Raw genomic sequence first — 18,226 nt, 5'->3', positions numbered from 1 at the left:
GTGCTCACCTGCTACACGGGCCCCACCGGGGCCATCGGCATCGGGGCGTGCGTCACCGGGACGCAGACGTGTCGCGCCGATGGGCTCGGCTACGGCCCGTGTGCCGGTGCGGTGGCGCCGGCCGCAGAGATCTGCGCCACGCCGTTGGACGAGAGCTGCGACGGCGAGCCCCGGTGCCCCCGCCTCGCGCCGTGGGCGCGGGGATACGGCGGCGCCGGCGACGACAGCGGCCTGTCCATCGTGAGCGACGTGTCGGGCAATTACTACGTCTCCGGCGCCTTCGAAGGAACGGTGGACTTCGGCGCCGGCCCTCTCACCAGCGCAGGGGGATCCGACGTCTTCGTCCTCAAGCTCGACCCCTCCGGCTCGGTGATCTGGAGCAGGCGCTTCGGTGCCGAGTACGACGATGAGAGCCTCACCGTGGCCATCGGCGATGGCGGAAGCCTCTTCGTCGCCGGAGTCTATAACGCAGGTCCAGCCCACGCTCCCGTGCCGGGCCCCGATTTTGGCGGGGGCCCCCTCGAGCCCGCCGAATGGTCCACGCTCTTCGTGGCCAGGCTCGACCTCGAGGGAAACCACATCCAGAGCAAGGGCTTTCCGGGTGATCCGTTGTCCGAGAGGGAGGTCCTGCGAGTCGCCCTCGATGGAGCCGGCAATGGGTACGTGCTATCTGGACTTGGTCAACTGTATCTCACGAGGTTGCGCGCCGGAACCACGCTCACCTGGCTAGATTTCGTCACTCCGGGTACCGACAGTGGCACGGGAGCGGATCTTGCTATCGATGGATCAGGAAACGCGATCGTGGTGAATGCAAACCCGTTCCACATCCACCTGTCCAAGTATGGACCTAATGGTTGGTTGTGGGGACGACAGTTTGTCACCGAATCCTTCGATGGATCGGCCTCCTCGGTGGCGGTGAACGCGGCGGTGGCGGTGAACGCGGCGGACGAGATCTTCGTGACGGGCTTCACGGACGGAACCATCGATTTCGGCGGCGGCGTGCTCCCTCGTGGGCCGATGCTCATGAAGGTGGATGCTGGAGGCCAGCATCTCTTCAGCCGCCCGGTTCGCTTCGGCGACGAGATCGCCTTGGACCAAGCCGGCGGCATCGTCATCGCGGGCGGTGGGCTGGCCGGGCTCGACGCGAGCGGGACAGAGACGTGGTCGACCGACGCCGATGCGATCTTCGAGGACATCGCCCTTGCTCCGAATGGCACGATCGCAGCCACCGGGCGCGTGCTTGCGCCGGTGGACTTCGGGACGGGTCCGATCGCCTACGCGGCGGGCAGCGACATCTTCGTCGCCACGTTCAACCCTTTCGACGACGGCGGCGAGGGCGGCGGAGGGAGCGGCGGCGAGGGCGGCAGTGGCAGCGGCGGCGAGGGGGGCAGCGGCGCAGCCAGCAGCGGTGTCGGCGGCAGCGGCGGCGAGGGCGGCGGCACGCCAGGCACGTGCGTGCCGGGCACGGTGCTCACCTGTTACACAGGCCCCACCGGGACCGTGGGCATCGGGCCGTGCACCACCGGGACGCAGACATGTCGCTCCGATGGGCTCGGCTATGGCCCGTGTACAGGTGCGGTGGCGCCGGCCGCCGAGATCTGCGCCAGCCCGGTGGACGAGGACTGCGACGGCGACCCCCAGTGCCCCCGCCTTTCGCCGTGGGCGCGGGCATACGGCGGCCCCGGCGACGAAGGCGCCAACTCCATCGTGAGCGACGCGTGGGGCAACTACTACGTCTCCGGCTCCTTCGAAGGGACGGTGGACTTCGGCGCCGGCCCTCTCACCAGCGCAGGGGAATCCGACGTCTTCCTCCTCAAGCTCGACCCCTCCGGCTCGCTGATCTGGAGCAGGCGCTTCGGGACCGAGTACGACGATGGGTCCGCCACCCTGGCCGTCGACGGGAGCAGAAATATCTACTTTGCCGGAAGCTATGCAGGGCGTGAGCCGTTCTTTCATGGCGAAGGTCCAGATTTTGGTGGGGGGCCCCTCCCGCACGCCGATGAGGTTGCTCCGTGGCTCTTCGTGGTCAAGTTCGATCCCGAGGGCAACCACATCTGGAGCAATGGCTTTCTGATGGGGTACCAGTTCGGGCGTGTGGAGGAGATCGCCGTCGATGGCGTCGGTAATGCGTTCGTCCTCTACACGACGACCGGTGGCTTGGATGGTGTTGGCTATCTTGTGGCGAAGGTGAGCGCCGGAGGTGAGGGCGTCCTCTGGCGTAAATATGTGCCAGACTCCGCGCTATGGAACGCGGCGGGAGGTTTCGCGGTCGACAGCGACGGCAACGTGCTCGTGGTGCACCCGGACGAGTCTAATTCTTTTTCTGCTCCCCGCGGTCCGAATTTCAACGTCGCCAAGCTGTCGCCGGCAGGTGCTCTGCTCTGGCAACGGAAGTTCCCATCCACGTACCTCGACAACCCCATCGCCTCGGCCTACTCGGTGGCGGTCAACGCCGCGGGCGAGATCCTGGTGACGGGCGTCGTGGATGGCACCGTCGATTTCGGCGGTGGCGCGCTGGGAGCTGGCGACGAGTGGTTCCACGTGCTGGTCAAGCTGGACGCCGCAGGGGAGGTCATCACCAGCCGCACGATTCCCTACGCCGGGGATATAACCCTGGATCCTGCTGGTGGAATGTTCCTCACCGCGGGCTCGGCGGTCACCAAGCTCGACGACAGCGGGACCCCGCTCTGGTCCGCCAACTTCCACGTCCAGACGGGTTATCGAGGCGGCGGGGCGGACATGACCATCTCTCCGAATGGCACGCTTGCAATCGCCGGTTCCATCTACCCGTGGATGGACACCGACCCGTTCCCCTCCACAGCGCCTCGCGATGTGTTCGTCGCCACGCTGAATCCCTGAAGAGATCGGCGGGTGCCAGGATTGCTGTCCGGCGATCTGGTCGCATCCTCATGAGCGCTTGAGCGTGCGACGAAGCGCTCGGTCCGGTGGCGCGCCCGCTCCACGGCGGCAAACGCGCGGCGTGGGGGCTCGGGCCGGTGCGTGAGCGTCCGGAGAGGCTCCCCGGGCGTGGTGACCTGATCCTCCGTGAGCGGCTCAGATCGAGAGACAAATTCTCTGGCACCGGGGGGACAATCGGGCGGACTTCGGCCCCGGATTGAGCCGCCACGCGGCGGATGGCGGTGACATCTCGGTCGCCGCGAACGACGCCTGAGCGCCTCGCCAGACGGGATCCCGAGGGGCTCGAGCCGCTCTCCCGAGGGAATACCCGTGGAATCGCGCTCCGCGCTGGAGCGCCGTGCTTGGCGCTCGAGGAGAGCGGTACGAGAGGTGGAGGCAGGGAGGCATTCTCCTGGTGTCGTTCTGCCCGTTCGGAACGATTGGAGGCGCGATCGTGCGCCGGAGGAGCGCGAGCGGGCGCCGACGCGGTGCGTCCAGCCACCTGCTCCATCGCCTGGGCGCGGTCGACGGCTCGCGGCGGAGCGTGAATACTCCGGCCAGGCCGGGCAACGAAGCGGCCATGACCAGAGACCATGAGTCGATTGCTCACGCGCGATGCAGGGGGAGGCGGGGTGGATCGGCCGCCTTGGCCATCGCAGCTGTCGTCGCCTGCACAGGGTGCGATCTCGTCGTGCGCGGCGGCAGCGGCAGCGGCGGCGAGGCAGGCAGCGGCGGCGGCGGCGGCGAGGGCGGCAGCGGCGTGGCCAGCAGCGGCGCCGGCGGCAGCGGCGGGGGCGAGGCGGCCAGCGGCGTGGCCAGCAGCGGCGCGAGCGGGGGCGAGGGCGGCAGTGACGGCAGTGGCGCCAGCGGCGGCGAGGGCGGCAGCGGTGTGGCCAGCAGCGGCGCGAGCGGGGGCGAGGGCGGCAGCGGTGTGGCCAGCAGCGGCGCCGGCGGCAGCGGCGGGGGCGAGGCGGCCAGCGGCGTGGCCAGCAGCGGCGCGAGCGGGGGCGAGGGCGGCAGCGGTGTGGCCAGCAGCGGCGCGAGCGGGGGCGAGGGCGGCAGCAGTGTGGCCAGCAGCGGCGCGAGCGGGGGCGAGGGCGGCAGTGACGGCAGTGGCGCCAGCGGCGGCGAGGGCGGCAGCGGCGGCGAGGGCGGCGTCGGCGGCAGCGGCGTCGGCGTCGGCGGCAGCGGCGGCGAGGGCGGTACGTCAGGCACGCCAGGCACGTGCGTGCCGGGCACGGTGCTCACCTGCTACACGGGTCCCACCGGGACCATCGGCATCGGGCCATGCGTCACCGGGACGCAGACGTGCCGCGCCGATGGGCTCGGCTACGGCCCGTGTGCCGGTGCGGTGGCGCCGGCCGCAGAGATCTGCGCCACGCCGTTGGACGAGAGCTGCGACGGCGAGCCCCGGTGCCCCCGCCTCGCGCCGTGGGCGCGGGGATACGGCGGCGCCGGCGACGACAGCGGCCTGTCCATCGTGAGCGACGTGTCGGGCAATTACTACGTCTCCGGCGCCTTCGAAGGAACGGTGGACTTCGGCGCCGGCCCTCTCACCAGCGCAGGGGGATCCGACGTCTTCGTCCTCAAGCTCGACCCCTCCGGCTCGGTGATCTGGAGCAGGCGCTTCGGTGCCGAGTACGACGATGAGAGCCTCACCGTGGCCATCGGCGATGGCGGAAGCCTCTTCGTCGCCGGAGTCTATAACGCAGGTCCAGCCCACGCTCCCGTGCCGGGCCCCGATTTTGGCGGGGGCCCCCTCGAGCCCGCCGAATGGTCCACGCTCTTCGTGGCCAGGCTCGACCTCGAGGGAAACCACATCCAGAGCAAGGGCTTTCCGGGTGATCCGTTGTCCGAGAGGGAGGTCCTGCGAGTCGCCCTCGATGGAGCCGGCAATGGGTACGTGCTATCTGGACTTGGTCAACTGTATCTCACGAGGTTGCGCGCCGGAACCACGCTCACCTGGCTAGATTTCGTCACTCCGGGTACCGACAGTGGCACGGGAGCGGATCTTGCTATCGATGGATCAGGAAACGCGATCGTGGTGAATGCAAACCCGTTCCACATCCACCTGTCCAAGTATGGACCTAATGGTTGGTTGTGGGGACGACAGTTTGTCACCGAATCCTTCGATGGATCGGCCTCCTCGGTGGCGGTGAACGCGGCGGTGGCGGTGAACGCGGCGGACGAGATCTTCGTGACGGGCTTCACGGACGGAACCATCGATTTCGGCGGCGGCGTGCTCCCTCGTGGGCCGATGCTCATGAAGGTGGATGCTGGAGGCCAGCATCTCTTCAGCCGCCCGGTTCGCTTCGGCGACGAGATCGCCTTGGACCAAGCCGGCGGCATCGTCATCGCGGGCGGTGGGCTGGCCGGGCTCGACGCGAGCGGGACAGAGACGTGGTCGACCGACGCCGATGCGATCTTCGAGGACATCGCCCTTGCTCCGAATGGCACGATCGCAGCCACCGGGCGCGTGCTTGCGCCGGTGGACTTCGGGACGGGTCCGATCGCCTACGCGGCGGGCAGCGACATCTTCGTCGCCACGTTCAACCCTTTCGACGACGGCGGCGAGGGCGGCGGAGGGAGCGGCGGCGAGGGCGGCAGTGGCAGCGGCGGCGAGGGCGGCAGTGGCAGCGGCGGCGAGGGGGGCAGCGGCGCGGCCAGCAGCGGTGTCGGCGGCAGCGGCGGCGAGGGCGGCGGCACGCCAGGCACGTGCGTGCCGGGCACGGTGCTCACCTGTTACACAGGCCCCACCGGGACCGTGGGCATCGGGCCGTGCACCACCGGGACGCAGACATGTCGCTCCGATGGGCTCGGCTATGGCCCGTGTACAGGTGCGGTGGCGCCGGCCGCCGAGATCTGCGCCAGCCCGGTGGACGAGGACTGCGACGGCGACCCCCAGTGCCCCCGCCTTTCGCCGTGGGCGCGGGCATACGGCGGCCCCGGCGACGAAGGCGCCAACTCCATCGTGAGCGACGCGTGGGGCAACTACTACGTCTCCGGCTCCTTCGAAGGGACGGTGGACTTCGGCGCCGGCCCTCTCACCAGCGCAGGGGAATCCGACGTCTTCCTCCTCAAGCTCGACCCCTCCGGCTCGCTGATCTGGAGCAGGCGCTTCGGGACCGAGTACGACGACCGGATCGACACCATGGCCGTCGACGGGAGCAGAAATATCTACTTTGCCGGAAGCTATGCAGGGCGTGGGCCGTACTATCATGGTGAAGGTCCAGATTTTGGTGGGGGGCCCCTCCCGCACGCCGATGAGGTTGCTCCCTCACTCTTCCTGGTCAAGCTCGATCCCGAGGGCAACCACATCTGGAGCAATGGCTTGCGGGTGGGTCTCAATTTTGCGGGTGTAGTGGAGATCGCCGTCGATGGCGTCGGCAATGTGTTCGTCCTCGAGGCGACTGCTGGCTGGGATGGTGTTGGCTATCACGTGGCGAAGGTGAGCGCCGGAGGTGAGGGCGTCCTCTGGAGTAAGTATGTGCCAGACTCCACGCCGCCATCGAGCGCGAGGGGAGGTCTCGCGGTCGACGGCGACGGCAACGTGCTCGTGGTGCACCCGGACGAGTCTGATTCTTTTTCTGCTCCCCGCGGTGCGGATTTCAACGTCGCCAAGCTGTCGCCGACAGGTGCTCTGCTCTGGCAACGGCAGTTCCCATCCAGGTACCTCGACAACCCCATCGCGTCGGCCTACTCGGTGGCGGCCAACGCCGCGGGCGAGATCCTGGTGACGGGCGTCGTGGATGGCACCGTCGATTTCGGCGGTGGCGCGCTAAATAGCCGATCCCGAATCGGCAACGGGCGAGCTGACCACAGGCCGCAGGCTCGCGGACGACCCCGGGTACGGGGAGAGGGCCTCCAGGCAATCATCCACCTCCTCGACGAGTTGGTCGATGCTCGCGCACCGATGGTTGCGGGTGACGTTGTCGTGGACCTGCTTCCAGACACGTTCGATGCGGTTGTACTGGGGCGCATACGGCGGCAGGAAGTGCAGCACGAGCTTGCCTCCCGCGGCCTCGACGAATGCTCGGGTCTTCTTGCTCGTGTGGATGCCGAAGTTGTCGACGATGACGTGCAGCCGCCGGTAGCGCCGGTAGCGGCGCAGCAGCGTGGCCAGCGCCGCGATGAACAAGTCGCTGCTCTTGCGAGCGCCGAACGCCCACGTCAGCTTGCCCGAGCCGATCGTCAGCGCGCCAGCGACGTAGCGCTTCTGGTTGTTGCCGGGCGTGAGCACACGCTTCTGCCGACCGCGCCGCATCCAGTCGAGCCCGAGCCGCGGGTTGAGATCGACATCCATCTCGTCGACGTAGAACGCGATCTCGTCGCGGGGCAGGCTGCAGATCAGCTTGCGGATCGCTCCGATCCTGCGGCGCTCGCGCGCCTTCGGCCACGGGCAGCGGACGACGGGACGGGGGCGCTTGCGGCGCGCCCCCATCGCTCGCAGCAGCCGACCGATGTGGCCGACGCTCAGGCGTAGCCCGGTGTCGCGTTCGAGCTGGAGCGCCAGCAGCTCGCGCGTCCACGTCGGCCGTGCCCAGCCGAAGTCCTGCGGGCTCGCGTCGAGCAATTGCTCAAGTCGCCGCCGGTGCGCTGCAGAAACCTTGCGCTGACCGTTGTGTGCGCGATGGTCGCGTAGGCCCGCAAGTCCTTCGGCGAGAAAGCGCGAGCGGATCCGGCTGATCGTCGAGCGAGCGACCTGGAGCTCCTCTGCAATACGTGCCGGCGTCGCTCCGGCGTCCAACCTCAGCAGAATCAGGCAGCGGATTCGGTAGGCCCCGTCCCGCGCTTTTCGGGCTCGCTGCTGGAGCACCCGCTTGTGCCGGGAACGAAGCCGAAGAACATTCTCCCCATCGGCCTCTCCTCCTCGTGGTGGGTTCGTTCACAGCGGCCACGAGCGCACGGAGAGGCCGACCTGCAAGCTTTCCGTTCAAGCGCTTGGAATTGCTGGCGTTCCCGAATCAGGATCGGGAATTTAGGAGCTGGCGACGAGTGGTTCTACGTGCTGGTCAAGCTGGACGCCGCAGGGGAGGTCATCACCAGCCGCACCATTCCCTACGCCGGGGATATAATCCTGGATCCTGCCGGTGGAATGTTCCTCGCCGGGGCCGCGAGGGTTACCAAGCTTGACGACAGCGGGACCCCGCTCTGGTCCGCCAACTTCCACGTCCCGACGGGTTATCGAGGCGGCGGGGCGGACATGACCATCTCTCCGAATGGCACGCTTGCAATCGCCGGTTCCATCTACCCGTGGATGGACACCGACCCGCTCCCCTCCACAGCGCCTCGCGATGTGTTCGTCGCCACGCTGAATCCCTGAAGAGATCGGCGGATGCCAGGATTGCTGTCCGGCGATCGGGTCGCATCCTCATGAGTGCTTGAGCGTGCGACGAAGCGCTCGGTCCGGTGGCGCGCCCGCTCCACGGCGGCAAACGCGCGGCGTGGGGGCTCGGGCCGGTGCGTGAGCGTCCGGAGAGGCTCCCCGGGCGTGGTGACCTGATCCTCCGTGAGCGGCTCAGATCGAGAGACAAATTCTCTGGCACCCGGGACGCGGTGCGTCCAGCCACCTGCCCCATCGCCTCGGCGCGGTCGACGGCTCGTGGCGGAGCGTGAATATTCCGGCCAGGCCGGGCAACGAAGCGGCCATGACCAGAGACCATGAGTCGATTGCTCACGCGCGATGCAGCGGGAGGCGGGGTGGATCGGCCGCCTTGGCCATCGCAGCTGTCGTCGCCTGCACAGGGTGCGATCTCGTCGTGCGCGGCGGCAGTGGCAGCGGCGGCGAGGCAGGCAGCGGCGGCGAGGCAGGCAGCGGCGGCGCCAGCAGCGGCGCCGGCGGCAGCGGCAGCGGCGGGGGCGAGCCGGCCAGCGGCGTGGCCAGCAGCGGCGCCGGCGGCAGCGGCGGGGGCGAGGCGGCCAGCGGCGCGGCCAGCGGCGGCGCCAGCGGCGGTGAGGGGGGCAGCGGTGTGGTCAGCAGCGGCGTCGGCGGTAGCGGCGGGGGCGAGGGCGGCAGCGGTGTGGCTAGCAGCGGCGCCAGCGGGGGCGTGGCCGGCAGCGGCGTGGCCAGCAGCGGCGCCAGCGGGGGCGAGGGCGGCAGCGACGGCAGCGGCGGTGATGGCGGCGTCGGCGGCAGCGGCGGCGAGGGCGGTACGTCAGGCACGCCAGGCACGTGCGTGCCGGGCACGGTGCTCACCTGCTACACGGGTCCCACCGGGACCATCGGCATCGGGCCATGCGTCACCGGGACGCAGACGTGCCGCGCCGATGGGCTCGGCTACGGCCCGTGTGCAGATGCGGTGGCGCCGACCGCAGAGATCTGCGCCACGCCGTTGGACGAGAGCTGCGACGGCGAGCCCCGGTGCCCCCGCCTCGCGCCGTGGGCGCGAGGATACGGCGGCGCCGGCGACGACAGCGGCCTGTCCATCGTGAGCGACGCGTCGGGCAATTACTACGTCTCCGGCGCATTCGAAGGGACGGTGGACTTCGGCGCCGGCCCTCTCGCCAGCGCAGGGGGATCCGACGTCTTCGTCCTCAAACTCGACCCCTCCGGCTCGGTGATCTGGAGCAGGCGCTTCGGTGCCGAGTACGACGATGAGAGCGTCACCGTGGCCATCGGCGATGACGGAAGCATCTTCGTCGCCGGAGTCTATAACGCAGGTCCTGCCCACGCTCCCGTGCCGGGCCCCGACTTTGGCGGGGGCCCCCTCGAGCCCACCGAACGGTCCACGCTCTTCGTGGCCAAGCTCGACCTCGAGGGCAACCACATCCGGAGCAAGGGCTTTCCGGATCATCCGTTGTACCAACGGGAGGTCAAGCGAGTCGCCCTCGATGGATCCGGCACTGGGTACGTGCTTTCTGGAGATGGTCTACTGTATCTCACGAGGTTGCACACCGGAACCAACCTCACCTGGATGACTCAAGTCGCTCCGATCATCTCCAGTGACGAGGAAGCAGATCTTGCGATCGATAGCGCAGGAAACGCGATCGTGGTGGGTGGAGATATATACTACATCGGTGTCTCCAAGTATCATCCTGTTGGTATCTATCTGTGGACGCGAATGTTCTGGCAAAGCGCGTTCGACGAACTCGTCGGGGTATCGGCCTCCTCGGTGGCGGTGAACGCGGCGGACGAGATCTTCGTGACGGGCATCACGGACGGAACCATCGATTTCGGCGGCGGCGTGCTCCCTCGTGGGCCGGTGCTCGTGAAGGTGGATGCTGGAGGCCAGCATCTCTTCAGCCGCTCGGTTCGCGTCGGCGACGAGATCGCCTTGGACCCGGCCGGCGGCATCGTCATCGCCGGCGGTGGGCTGGCCGGGCTTGACGCGAGCGGGACAGAGACGTGGGCGACCGACGCCGATGCGATTTTCGAGGACATCGCCCTTGCTCCGAATGGCACGATTGCAGCCACCGGGCGCGTGCTTGCGCCGGTGGACTTCGGGACGGGTCCGATCGCCTACGCGGCGGGCAGCGACATCTTCGTCGCCACGTTCAACCCCGTCGACGACGGCGGCGAGGGCGGCGGAGGGAGCGGCGGCGAGGGCGGCGGAGGGAGCGGCGGCGAGGGGGGCAGCGGCGCGGCCAGCAGCGGCGTCGGCGGCAGCGGCGGCGAGGGCGGCGGCACGCCAGGCACGTGCGTGCCGGGCACGGTGCTCACCTGCTACCCGGGCCCCACCGAGACCGTCGGCATCGGGCCGTGCACCACCGGGACGCAGACGTGTCGCACCGATGGGCTCGGCTATGGCCCGTGTACAGGTGCGGTGGCGCCGGCCGCAGAGCTCTGCGCCAGCCCGGTGGACGAGGACTGCGACGGCGACCCTCACTGCCCCCGCCTCCCGCCGTGGGCGCGGGCATACGGCGGCCCCGGCGACGAACACGCCCACTCCATCGTGAGCGACGCGTGGGGCAACTACTACGTCTCCGGCTCCTTCAAAGGGACGGTGGACTTCGGCGCCGGCCCTCTCACCAGCGCAGGGGAATCCGACGTCTTCCTCCTCAAGCTCGACCCCTCCGGCTCGGTGATCTGGAGCAAGCGCTTCGGGACCGAGTACGACGATGGGTCCGCCATCCTGGCCGTCGACGGAAGCGGAAACATCTACTTTGCCGGAACCTATGGAGGGCGGCCGTTCTCGGATGATGAAGGTCCAGATTTTGGTGGGGGTCCCATCCCGCCTGTCGCTCTTGATTCTCCCACGCTATTCCTGGTCAAGTTCGACCCCGAGGGTAACCACATCTGGAGCAATGGCTGGTGGATGAGGGGTTTCTATTTGTGGAGTGTGGAGGAGATCGCCATCGATGGCGTCGGCGATGTGTTCGTCCTCTACACGACTATTGGCAATGAATCTGTGTCTGCGTCCTATTCCGTGGCGAAGGTGAGCGCCGGAGTGCCGGACGTCCTCTGGACGCACCGTGTGCCAGGAGATGCCAGCGGGTCGCCGGGTGGTCTCGCGGTCGACGGCGACGGCAACGTGCTCGTGGCGCACCCGGACGACGATTATTTCTTCTCCCCCGGTGCGGACTTCAACGTCACCAAGCTGTCGCCGACAGGCGCTCTGCTCTGGCGACGGCAGTTCACATCCACGTATCACGATTTCCCCATTGCATCGGCCTACTCGGTGGCGGTCAACGCCGCAGGCGAGATCCTGGTGACGGGCGTCGTGGATGGCACCGTCGATTTCGGCGGTGGCGCGCTAGGATCTGGCGACGAGCTGTTCGGCGTGCTGGTCAAGCTGGACGCCGCAGGGGAGGTCATCACCACCACCACGATTCCCTACGTGGGGCTAACCCTGGATCCTGCTGGTGGAGTGTTCGTCAACGGGGGCTCGAAGGTTACCAAGCTCGACGACAGCGGGGCCACGCTCTGGTCCGCCAACTTCCACGTCCCCACTGGTTATCAAGCCGGCGCGTGGGACATGGTTGTCTCTCCGAATGGCACGCTTGCAATCGCCGGTTCCATCTACCTGTCGATGGACGCCGGCCCTCGCCCCTCCACAGCGCCTCGCGATGTGTTCGTCGCCACGCTGAATCCCTGAAGAGATCGGTGGGTGCCAGGATTGCTGTCCGGCGATCTGGTCGCATCCTCATGAGCGTTTGAGCGTGCGACGAAGCGCTCGACCCGGTGGCGCGCCCGCTCCACGGAGGCAAACGCGCGGCGTGGGTGCTCGGGCCGGTGCGTGAGCGTCCGGAGAGGCTCCCCGGGCGTGGTGACCTGATGCCTCCCTCAGAGGCAGGCGTACGCCGCGTCGATCAGCGCCGGCCACCGCGGGTCGCCGCCCTCGCCGCTCGCGAGGGGCTGGTTCGGCGTGTAGCAGAACCCGATCCCCGCGTCGGGGTCGGCGAAGCCGAGCGCGCCGCCTGCGCCGGGGTGGCCGAAGGTCCGCGGGCCTCGGCCGAAGGGGCGTAGCGCGCTCGGGAGCATGAAGCCGAGCGAGAACCGGCTATCCGCGAGCAGGACGGCGTCGGGGCCGCGCGACCGCTCCGCCAGCGCCGCCTCGATGGCCTCTGGCGAGAGCACGCGCGCGCCGCCGTCCGAAAGGGCCCCGCCGCTGGCGAGCGCGCCGTACATGCGCGCGAGGGCGCGCGCGTTCGCGTGGCCGTTCAGCGCGGGGATCTCCGCGCGCCGGGCGCGGGCGGTGTTGACGAGGCCCGGCGCCACGAGGTCGCGCGGCCGGGTGAAGGCCATCGACGTGAGCGACGCCGGGTCGCGGAGGCTCGCGGCGAACGCGCCGCCGAGGCCGCCGGCGCCGGGGCCGCCTGCGATCGTCGGCTGGACCTCGGCGATCCGCCCGTCGTGCTCCGCCCCCGTGCCGATGTGGAGATCGAGCCCGAGCGGCCCCGCGACGGCCTCCCGGAGGAACGCGCCCACGCGCCGGCCGCTGGCGCGCCGGATCACCTCGCCCACGAGGAAGCCGAACGTGACCGCGTGGTAGCCGTGCCGGGCGCCCGGCTCCCAGAAGGGCTCTTCCGCGGCGAGCGCCGAGGTCATCGCCTGCCAGTCGTAGAGCGCGCCCTCCGGCGGCTCCGCGCGGAGCGCCGGCAGCCCGGCGCTGTGGTCGAGGAGCTGGGCCACGCGGACGCGCCCCTTGCCGGCCGCGGCGAACTCCGGCCAGCACGCGGCGACGGGCGCGTCGAGGTCGAGCGCGCCCCGCTCCGCGAGCGCGTGGGCGCACAGCGCGACCGCGCCCTTGGTCGCCGAGAAGACGTTCACGATCGTGTCGCCGCCCCAGGGCGCCGTCCTCGCCGCGTCCCGGAAGCCGGCCCAGAGGTCGACGACGACGCGGCCGCGCACCGCGACGCACACGGCGGCCCCGAGCTCGGGGAACCGCTCGAAATTCGACGCGAACGCCGCGCGCACGGGCGCGAACGCGGGGTCGCAGGAGCCATGGATCGCGAGGCGCATCGCTCGTCCCTTCGTCCCTTCCCCGGAGCCGCACGGATCGGGGCGCGCGGGGCGATCCGCCCGGTCCTCGGTCCTGCCTCCGATAAGCGCAACCCAAGTTGCGCAACCTTGGTTGATGGATAGGGCGACCGGCCCGATCTGTCAACCAAGGTTGCGCAACCGAGGTTGCGCGATGCAGGCTCCGGCCGTGAAGCCAGCGCGCCCGGACGAGGACCTCGTGCTGCTCTTCGCCGCCGTCGCCTCCGCGACGAGCGACGAGGTGATGCGCCGCGTGGAGAAGGCCGGCCACGGCGACCTCCGGCCGAGCCACGGCTACGTGTTCCAGCACCTGATCCCCGGCCCGGTGAAGGTGCGGGAGCTCGCGGAGCGGCTCGGCATCACGGCGCAGGGGGCATCCAAGGCGGTGGCCGAGCTGGAGGAGCTCGGCTACGTGCGCCGGCGCGTCGCGGACGACGACCAGCGGAGCCGCCTCGTCGAGCTCACCGAGCGCGGGTGGGCCGCGGTCGAGGCCGGGCGCGCCGCGCGCGCCGCGGTCAACCGGCGGCTCCGGGCGCTGCTCGGGGAGGAGCAGGCCGCCGCGCTGCGCGCGTCGCTCCAGCGCGTCGCGGAGCGCACCGGAGGCCTCGATCTCCTGTCGTCGCGGCGGCTCCGCCAGCCGTAGGCGCGGCGACGGCCCTGCGGCTCACCGCGATCGCGGGCGCGCCCGCGCGCGCCGCGGCTCGTTCAGGAACTGGAGCTGCTCTTCGAGGGCGCTCCACACCGCCGCGATGCGCGGCACCTGGCGCAGGCTGCGCGGCGTGACGAGCCAGAGCTCGAGCACGGGGCCTGCGGGTAGACCCAGATCGAGCTCCACCAGGTCGTCGTCCAGCGCGAGCGCGCTGCGCGGCAACACGGCGGCGCCGAGGCCCGCGCGCACGGCCTCCAGCTGCGCGATGTAGCTGCCCACGACGAGCCTCGGGGCCTTCTTCACGTGCCGCCTCTGGTAGTCCTCCTCGACCGCGGGGATGCGGCCCAGATCGACGCCGATCCAGTCGAGCTCGTCGCGGCCCTTCTTCGAGAGCTTGCGGTGGGCGACTGGCACCGTGGGCAGGGTGACGATGCGCGCGGCCACGAGATCGCCGCTCCTCGGCCGGAAGAAGCGCAGGGCTATCTCGGCGTCACGGTGGCCCAGGTCCGCCGCTTCGTAGCTTGTCAGCAGGTGGAGCGACACGCGCGGGTGCCTCTCGGCGAGCACCGGGAGCACGCGCGGGATGACGCCGTGCACGGCGATCGACTCGGTGAGCGCCAGGCGAACCAGGCCCTCGACCTCTCTCTCGTGGCCGCTCGCGTCGCGCACGAGCTGGTCGGCGCCCGCCTCCATCGCCTCGACGTGGCGGCGGAGCTGCTCGCCGAGCGGGGTGAGCACCGAGCCCCCCGGTCGCCGATCGAACACGGCCGCCCGGAGCGTCCGCTCGAAGGCCGCCATGCGCCGGCTCACCGTCGATTGCTCGATCCCGAGCTCGCGCGCGGCGGCCGAGAAGCTGCCGGTGCGCGCTACCTCCAGGAAGAGGCGCAGATCACCCCAATCCACGTCCGCGAGCGGCCTGCCAGCGGGCGCGGAAGCGCGAGAGCGTGCCATGCATCCACGCATGGCACGCCTGCTCGGAACCGTCTACCCGGACGCTGTTGCATGGCCAAGATTGGCGCATGCACCTCGTCATCCAAGGTCACCCTGCTCCCGACAGCCTGAGCGACGCGCTCGCCAGGGCCTACGCCAGCGGCCTCGAGCGAGGCGGAGCCCGCGTCGAGCACCTGGCCCTGCGCTCGCTCGCCTTCGATCCGCACCTGCGCGCCGGCTTCAGCGGCCGACAGGAGCTCGAGCCCGATCTCCTCCAGGCCCGGACCGCCATCGAGCGCTCGAGCCACGTGGCCTGGTTCTTCCCCACGTGGTGGGCGGGGCCGCCGGCGCTCATCAAGGGCTTCGTCGACCGCACCTTCTTGCCCGGCTGGTCGTTCGCCTACCGAAAGCGGAGCCCGCTGCCCGAGGGGTTGCTCGCCGGCCGCAGCGCGCGCGTCGTGACGACGATGGATAGCCCGAGCTGGTGGTACCGCTTCTGGCACCGGCGCTCCGTCCATGCTTCGTTCGTCAACGCGACGCTGCGCTTCGTCGGTTTCGGGCCGGTCCGCGAGACAACCTTCTTCGGCCAGAACACCCGGACCCTCGAGCAACGAGCGGCCTGGCTCCGCGAGATCGAGCGCATCGGCGAGCGGGATGCGCGGCGGTTTCCCGCCAGGTCCGGCTGACGCGCCGGGGCCTCCGCGATGGATCCGGCCGCACGGCCGGAGCGATGGTATCCTCGGCCGGATGCCGACTCACCATCTCGCCCAGGTCAACATCGCCTTGCCGCTCGAGCCGCTCGACTCGGCGCGGCTGGCCGGCTTCGTTTCCGCGCTGGACCCGGTGAACGCCCTGGCCGACGCCGCGCCGGGCTTCGTCTGGCGGCTGAAGACCGAGGACGGCGACGCCACCGCGGTGCGCGCGTTCGGCGACGACCGGATCATCGTGAACATGTCGGTGTGGGAATCGGTCGAGGCCCTGTCCGACTTCGCCTTCCGTAACCCCGACCACGCCGCCGTGATGCGCCGCCGCCGGGAGTGGTTCGTCCCGATGAAAGAGGCCTTCACCGTGCTGTGGTGGATCCCGGCCGGGCACATCCCGACCGTGGCCGAGGCCGAGGAGCGGCTCGATCACCTCCGCCGTCACGGGCCGACGCCCCGCGCGTTCACCTTCCGCCACCCGTCCCCCGCGCCCGACGCGCAGGCCGTCCCCGCCCCCGCGGGCGAGGCGCCGCGCTGCCCGGCCGGCTGAGCGGTCAGCGCCGGGCGCCGTGGGCGGCGGTGCCCGGCGCGCGGCGCCTCACGCGACGTGGCGCTTCACGCGACGCGGCGCCTCACGCCACGCGGCGCCTCACGCCACGCGGCGCCTCACGCGACGCGGCACCTCACGCCACGCGGCGCCTCACGCCGCGCGCCCCGGCGCGATCCGGAGCCGCTCGAACTCCGCAACGAAGCCTTCACCCACCGGGCTGCAGGCGTAGAGTCCGCACTCGACCTCGCGCGCCCCGTCGTCCTCGTGCAGGTGCGCGATGCGGAGCTGCGTCCACGCCGCGCCGTCGTCCGAGGCGTCGACGATGTAGTCCGGGCCCTCGCGCCGGATGCGCAGCCAGATCTCGCGCCTGTCCGAGGGGAACGGCTGGGTCGACCAGTCGCTGTAGCCCGCGTTCGTCACCACCGCGCCCAGCCGGCTCGGGCCGTCGGGCTCGAACTCCACGGACGTCTTCAGCCAGCACGACGCCGAGAGCCGCACCATGAGCCCTGCCTGGTCGTACTGGTGCGCGGGGCGAAACCGCACCTGGGTGGTCATCACGAAGTCGCCGCCGGCGCGCAGGAAGAGGAACGGCCCGTTGTCGTTCTGGAACCCGTAGTGTGTCCGCTGCCAGTAATCCGTCTTCGCGGCGGGCTCGACAACGAGCACGCTCCGCTCCGGCGCCACGACCCACCGCGCCGGCGGGTGGCGCCACTCGAGCCGCGGATCGACGCCTGGCCTGGTGAAATCCTCGTCAAGGAGCATCCCTGTCATGACACCGGCCTTTCAAGAGTGCGCGAGGTGCGATCCGCCCGTGTGCGGACGCGGCCGGAGCCTACCACGAAGCGTCGGAGTCGCGCGGCCGCTCGGCTCCACCCGGCGCGCCACGCCGGAAACGTTGCTCCTGATCAGGCCGCCTGCGATCGATCGCCCGTCGTGTCCCGTTTGTGTGGGCAGATGTAGGCAAATGCAAACGCCGGGTTGCCTTGGTGCGCTGGCCGGTGTCCAATGCGACTTCCAAAGGAGATCCGGCATGTTGAAGAAGCGGCGCCTCGCGCTCGCGGTCCTTCTGGCGCTGGCCAGCGCGCTCCCGGCGTGCAGCAGGGACAAGAAGGCCGACTGCGCGACCCCCGAGGTGTTCTGCGTGGGCCTCGTCACCGACATGGGCAAGATCGACGACAAGTCGTTCAACCAGTCGGCGTGGGAGGCGCTCCAGCGGGCGCAGAAGGAGCTCGGCGCCACGACGCAGTACATCGAGACCACGGATCCGAAGGACTACCCGAAGAATATCGCGACGTTCGCCGACGAGAAGTACGACGTCGTCGTGACGTCCGGCTTCGGGCTCACGGAGGCGACGCACGCCGCGGCCGCGCAGTTCACGGGCACGAAGTTCATCGGGATCGACCAGTTCCAGGGGCCGGGCGCCGAGAAGCCGAACGTCGTCGGCCTGATCTTCCCGGAGGACCACGGCGGCTTCCTCGTCGGCGCGCTCGCCGCGATGATGACGAAGACGGGGAAGATCGGCGCCGTGCTGGCGACCGACGCCGTGCCGCCCGTCTGGCGCTTCGGCGAGGGGTTCCGCGCGGGCGCGCGCCACGCGAAGCCCGACGTCGAGCTCAGCGTCGTCTATCACAACGACGTCGGGTTCGATAAGACGTTCACCGACCCCGAGTGGGGCAAGACGACCGCCGTCTCGATGATCGACAAGGGCGTCGATATCGTCTTCGGCGGCGGCGGCAAGACGGGCAACGGCGCGCTGCTCGGCGCGGCGACGAAGGGCGCCTACGCCATCGGCGTCGACACGGACCAGTACTACACGGTGCCCGAGGCCCAGAAGGTGCTGCTCTCCAGCGCCGTGAAGCTCATCGCCGACGGCACGTTCGACCTCATCAAGATGGCCAAGGAGGGCAAGCTCCCGAGCGGGAACTTCACCGGCAAGTCGGGGTACGCGCCGTATCACGATCTCGACGGCAAGGTCCCGGCCGAGGTGAAGGCGAAGATGGAGGAGCTCAGGAAGGCCCTCCTCGACGGCACCCTCAAGACCGGGGTGCCGCCCACGAAGCCGGGCCAGTGAGCGCCCC

Annotated in this window: 15 protein-coding genes; 7 read left to right on the top strand and 8 right to left on the bottom strand. The window is 70.1% G+C overall.

Translation table 11 applies throughout. The features are described from left to right. Positions 1 to 2,859, top strand: coding sequence for a hypothetical protein (locus WMF24_RS40105; protein WP_437732739.1), 2,859 nt, complete (start codon positions 1 to 3; stop codon positions 2,857 to 2,859). Positions 2,860 to 3,504: 645 nt separating this feature from the next. Here the strand turns inward: WMF24_RS40105 and WMF24_RS40100 are convergent. The 5 genes from WMF24_RS40100 to WMF24_RS40080 all read right to left on the bottom strand — a co-directional run bounded on the left by WMF24_RS40100 (position 3,505) and on the right by WMF24_RS40080 (position 7,714). After that, positions 3,505 to 4,137 carry a hypothetical protein gene (locus WMF24_RS40100; protein WP_437732738.1) on the bottom strand — a complete coding sequence of 211 codons (633 nt, stop codon included), beginning with the start codon at positions 4,135 to 4,137 and terminating at the stop codon, positions 3,505 to 3,507. 1,275 nt (positions 4,138 to 5,412) lie between these two features. Beyond that, on the bottom strand, positions 5,413 to 5,628 hold the full coding sequence (locus WMF24_RS40095; RefSeq protein WP_437732737.1) for a hypothetical protein: 216 nt from the start codon (positions 5,626 to 5,628) through the stop codon (positions 5,413 to 5,415). A gap of 264 nt (positions 5,629 to 5,892) precedes the next feature. Then, positions 5,893 to 6,051, bottom strand: coding sequence for a hypothetical protein (locus tag WMF24_RS40090; RefSeq protein WP_437732736.1), 159 nt, complete (start codon positions 6,049 to 6,051; stop codon positions 5,893 to 5,895). Between the two features lie 124 nt (positions 6,052 to 6,175). Continuing rightward, the gene (locus WMF24_RS40085) at positions 6,176 to 6,463 is read right to left on the bottom strand and encodes a hypothetical protein (protein ID WP_437732735.1); all 288 of its coding nucleotides are present in this window, start codon (positions 6,461 to 6,463) and stop codon (positions 6,176 to 6,178) included. A 213-nt stretch (positions 6,464 to 6,676) separates the two neighbouring features. Further along, positions 6,677 to 7,714, bottom strand: coding sequence for an IS630 family transposase (locus WMF24_RS40080; protein ID WP_437729744.1), 1,038 nt, complete (start codon positions 7,712 to 7,714; stop codon positions 6,677 to 6,679). Positions 7,715 to 7,903: 189 nt separating this feature from the next. Between WMF24_RS40080 and WMF24_RS40075 the strand changes: the two genes are divergently transcribed. Both WMF24_RS40075 and WMF24_RS40070 read left to right on the top strand, forming a co-directional pair. Continuing rightward, positions 7,904 to 8,221: a hypothetical protein gene (locus WMF24_RS40075; protein ID WP_437732734.1), complete on the top strand. Its 318-nt coding sequence runs from the start codon at positions 7,904 to 7,906 to the stop codon at positions 8,219 to 8,221. Between the two features lie 391 nt (positions 8,222 to 8,612). Further along, positions 8,613 to 11,933, top strand: coding sequence for a hypothetical protein (locus WMF24_RS40070; RefSeq protein WP_437732733.1), 3,321 nt, complete (start codon positions 8,613 to 8,615; stop codon positions 11,931 to 11,933). A 188-nt stretch (positions 11,934 to 12,121) separates the two neighbouring features. Here WMF24_RS40070 and WMF24_RS40065 read toward each other — a convergent pair whose 3' ends face one another. Next, the gene (locus tag WMF24_RS40065; RefSeq protein ID WP_437732732.1) at positions 12,122 to 13,300 is read right to left on the bottom strand and encodes a serine hydrolase domain-containing protein; all 1,179 of its coding nucleotides are present in this window, start codon (positions 13,298 to 13,300) and stop codon (positions 12,122 to 12,124) included. 172 nt (positions 13,301 to 13,472) lie between these two features. Between WMF24_RS40065 and WMF24_RS40060 the strand changes: the two genes are divergently transcribed. Next, on the top strand, positions 13,473 to 13,961 hold the full coding sequence (locus WMF24_RS40060) for a MarR family winged helix-turn-helix transcriptional regulator (RefSeq protein ID WP_437732731.1): 489 nt from the start codon (positions 13,473 to 13,475) through the stop codon (positions 13,959 to 13,961). Positions 13,962 to 13,982: 21 nt separating this feature from the next. Here WMF24_RS40060 and WMF24_RS40055 read toward each other — a convergent pair whose 3' ends face one another. Continuing rightward, entirely contained in the window at positions 13,983 to 14,918 is a 936-nt protein-coding gene (locus tag WMF24_RS40055) for a LysR family transcriptional regulator (RefSeq protein ID WP_437732730.1), read from the bottom strand. Positions 14,919 to 14,986: 68 nt separating this feature from the next. Between WMF24_RS40055 and WMF24_RS40050 the strand changes: the two genes are divergently transcribed. Continuing rightward, the gene (locus WMF24_RS40050) at positions 14,987 to 15,583 is read left to right on the top strand and encodes an NAD(P)H-dependent oxidoreductase (RefSeq protein WP_437732729.1); all 597 of its coding nucleotides are present in this window, start codon (positions 14,987 to 14,989) and stop codon (positions 15,581 to 15,583) included. 61 nt (positions 15,584 to 15,644) lie between these two features. Next, positions 15,645 to 16,148: a DUF3291 domain-containing protein gene (locus WMF24_RS40045; protein WP_437732728.1), complete on the top strand. Its 504-nt coding sequence runs from the start codon at positions 15,645 to 15,647 to the stop codon at positions 16,146 to 16,148. Between the two features lie 150 nt (positions 16,149 to 16,298). Here the strand turns inward: WMF24_RS40045 and WMF24_RS40040 are convergent, their stop codons facing one another. After that, positions 16,299 to 16,919: a DUF1349 domain-containing protein gene (locus WMF24_RS40040; RefSeq protein ID WP_437732727.1), complete on the bottom strand. Its 621-nt coding sequence runs from the start codon at positions 16,917 to 16,919 to the stop codon at positions 16,299 to 16,301. A 259-nt stretch (positions 16,920 to 17,178) separates the two neighbouring features. Between WMF24_RS40040 and WMF24_RS40035 the strand changes: the two genes are divergently transcribed. Next, on the top strand, positions 17,179 to 18,219 hold the full coding sequence (locus tag WMF24_RS40035) for a BMP family lipoprotein (RefSeq protein ID WP_437732726.1): 1,041 nt from the start codon (positions 17,179 to 17,181) through the stop codon (positions 18,217 to 18,219). Positions 18,220 to 18,226 lie beyond the last annotated feature (7 nt).

Origin of the sequence: Sorangium sp. So ce1335 (assembly GCF_051521615.1) — a bacterium.
In the GTDB taxonomy this organism is placed as follows: domain Bacteria; phylum Myxococcota_A; class Polyangia; order Polyangiales; family Polyangiaceae; genus Sorangium.
The sequence above is the reverse complement of the archived record's forward strand: the minus strand, read 5'-3'. Positions and strand labels throughout refer to the sequence as shown.

What these genes read in the sequence shown, in the direction of transcription:
- WMF24_RS40090 (WP_437732736.1), bottom strand. Translation starts at nt 6,051, where the DNA reads ATGGTGTCGATCCGGTCGTCGTACTCGGTCCCGAAGCGCCTGCTCCAG.
- WMF24_RS40065 (WP_437732732.1), bottom strand. Translation starts at nt 13,300, where the DNA reads ATGCGCCTCGCGATCCATGGCTCCTGCGACCCCGCGTTCGCGCCCGTG.
- WMF24_RS40060 (WP_437732731.1), top strand. Translation starts at nt 13,473, where the DNA reads ATGCAGGCTCCGGCCGTGAAGCCAGCGCGCCCGGACGAGGACCTCGTG.
- WMF24_RS40055 (WP_437732730.1), bottom strand. Translation starts at nt 14,918, where the DNA reads ATGGCACGCTCTCGCGCTTCCGCGCCCGCTGGCAGGCCGCTCGCGGAC.
- WMF24_RS40050 (WP_437732729.1), top strand. Translation starts at nt 14,987, where the DNA reads ATGCACCTCGTCATCCAAGGTCACCCTGCTCCCGACAGCCTGAGCGAC.
- WMF24_RS40045 (WP_437732728.1), top strand. Translation starts at nt 15,645, where the DNA reads ATGCCGACTCACCATCTCGCCCAGGTCAACATCGCCTTGCCGCTCGAG.
- WMF24_RS40040 (WP_437732727.1), bottom strand. Translation starts at nt 16,919, where the DNA reads ATGACAGGGATGCTCCTTGACGAGGATTTCACCAGGCCAGGCGTCGAT.
- WMF24_RS40035 (WP_437732726.1), top strand. Translation starts at nt 17,179, where the DNA reads ATGTTGAAGAAGCGGCGCCTCGCGCTCGCGGTCCTTCTGGCGCTGGCC.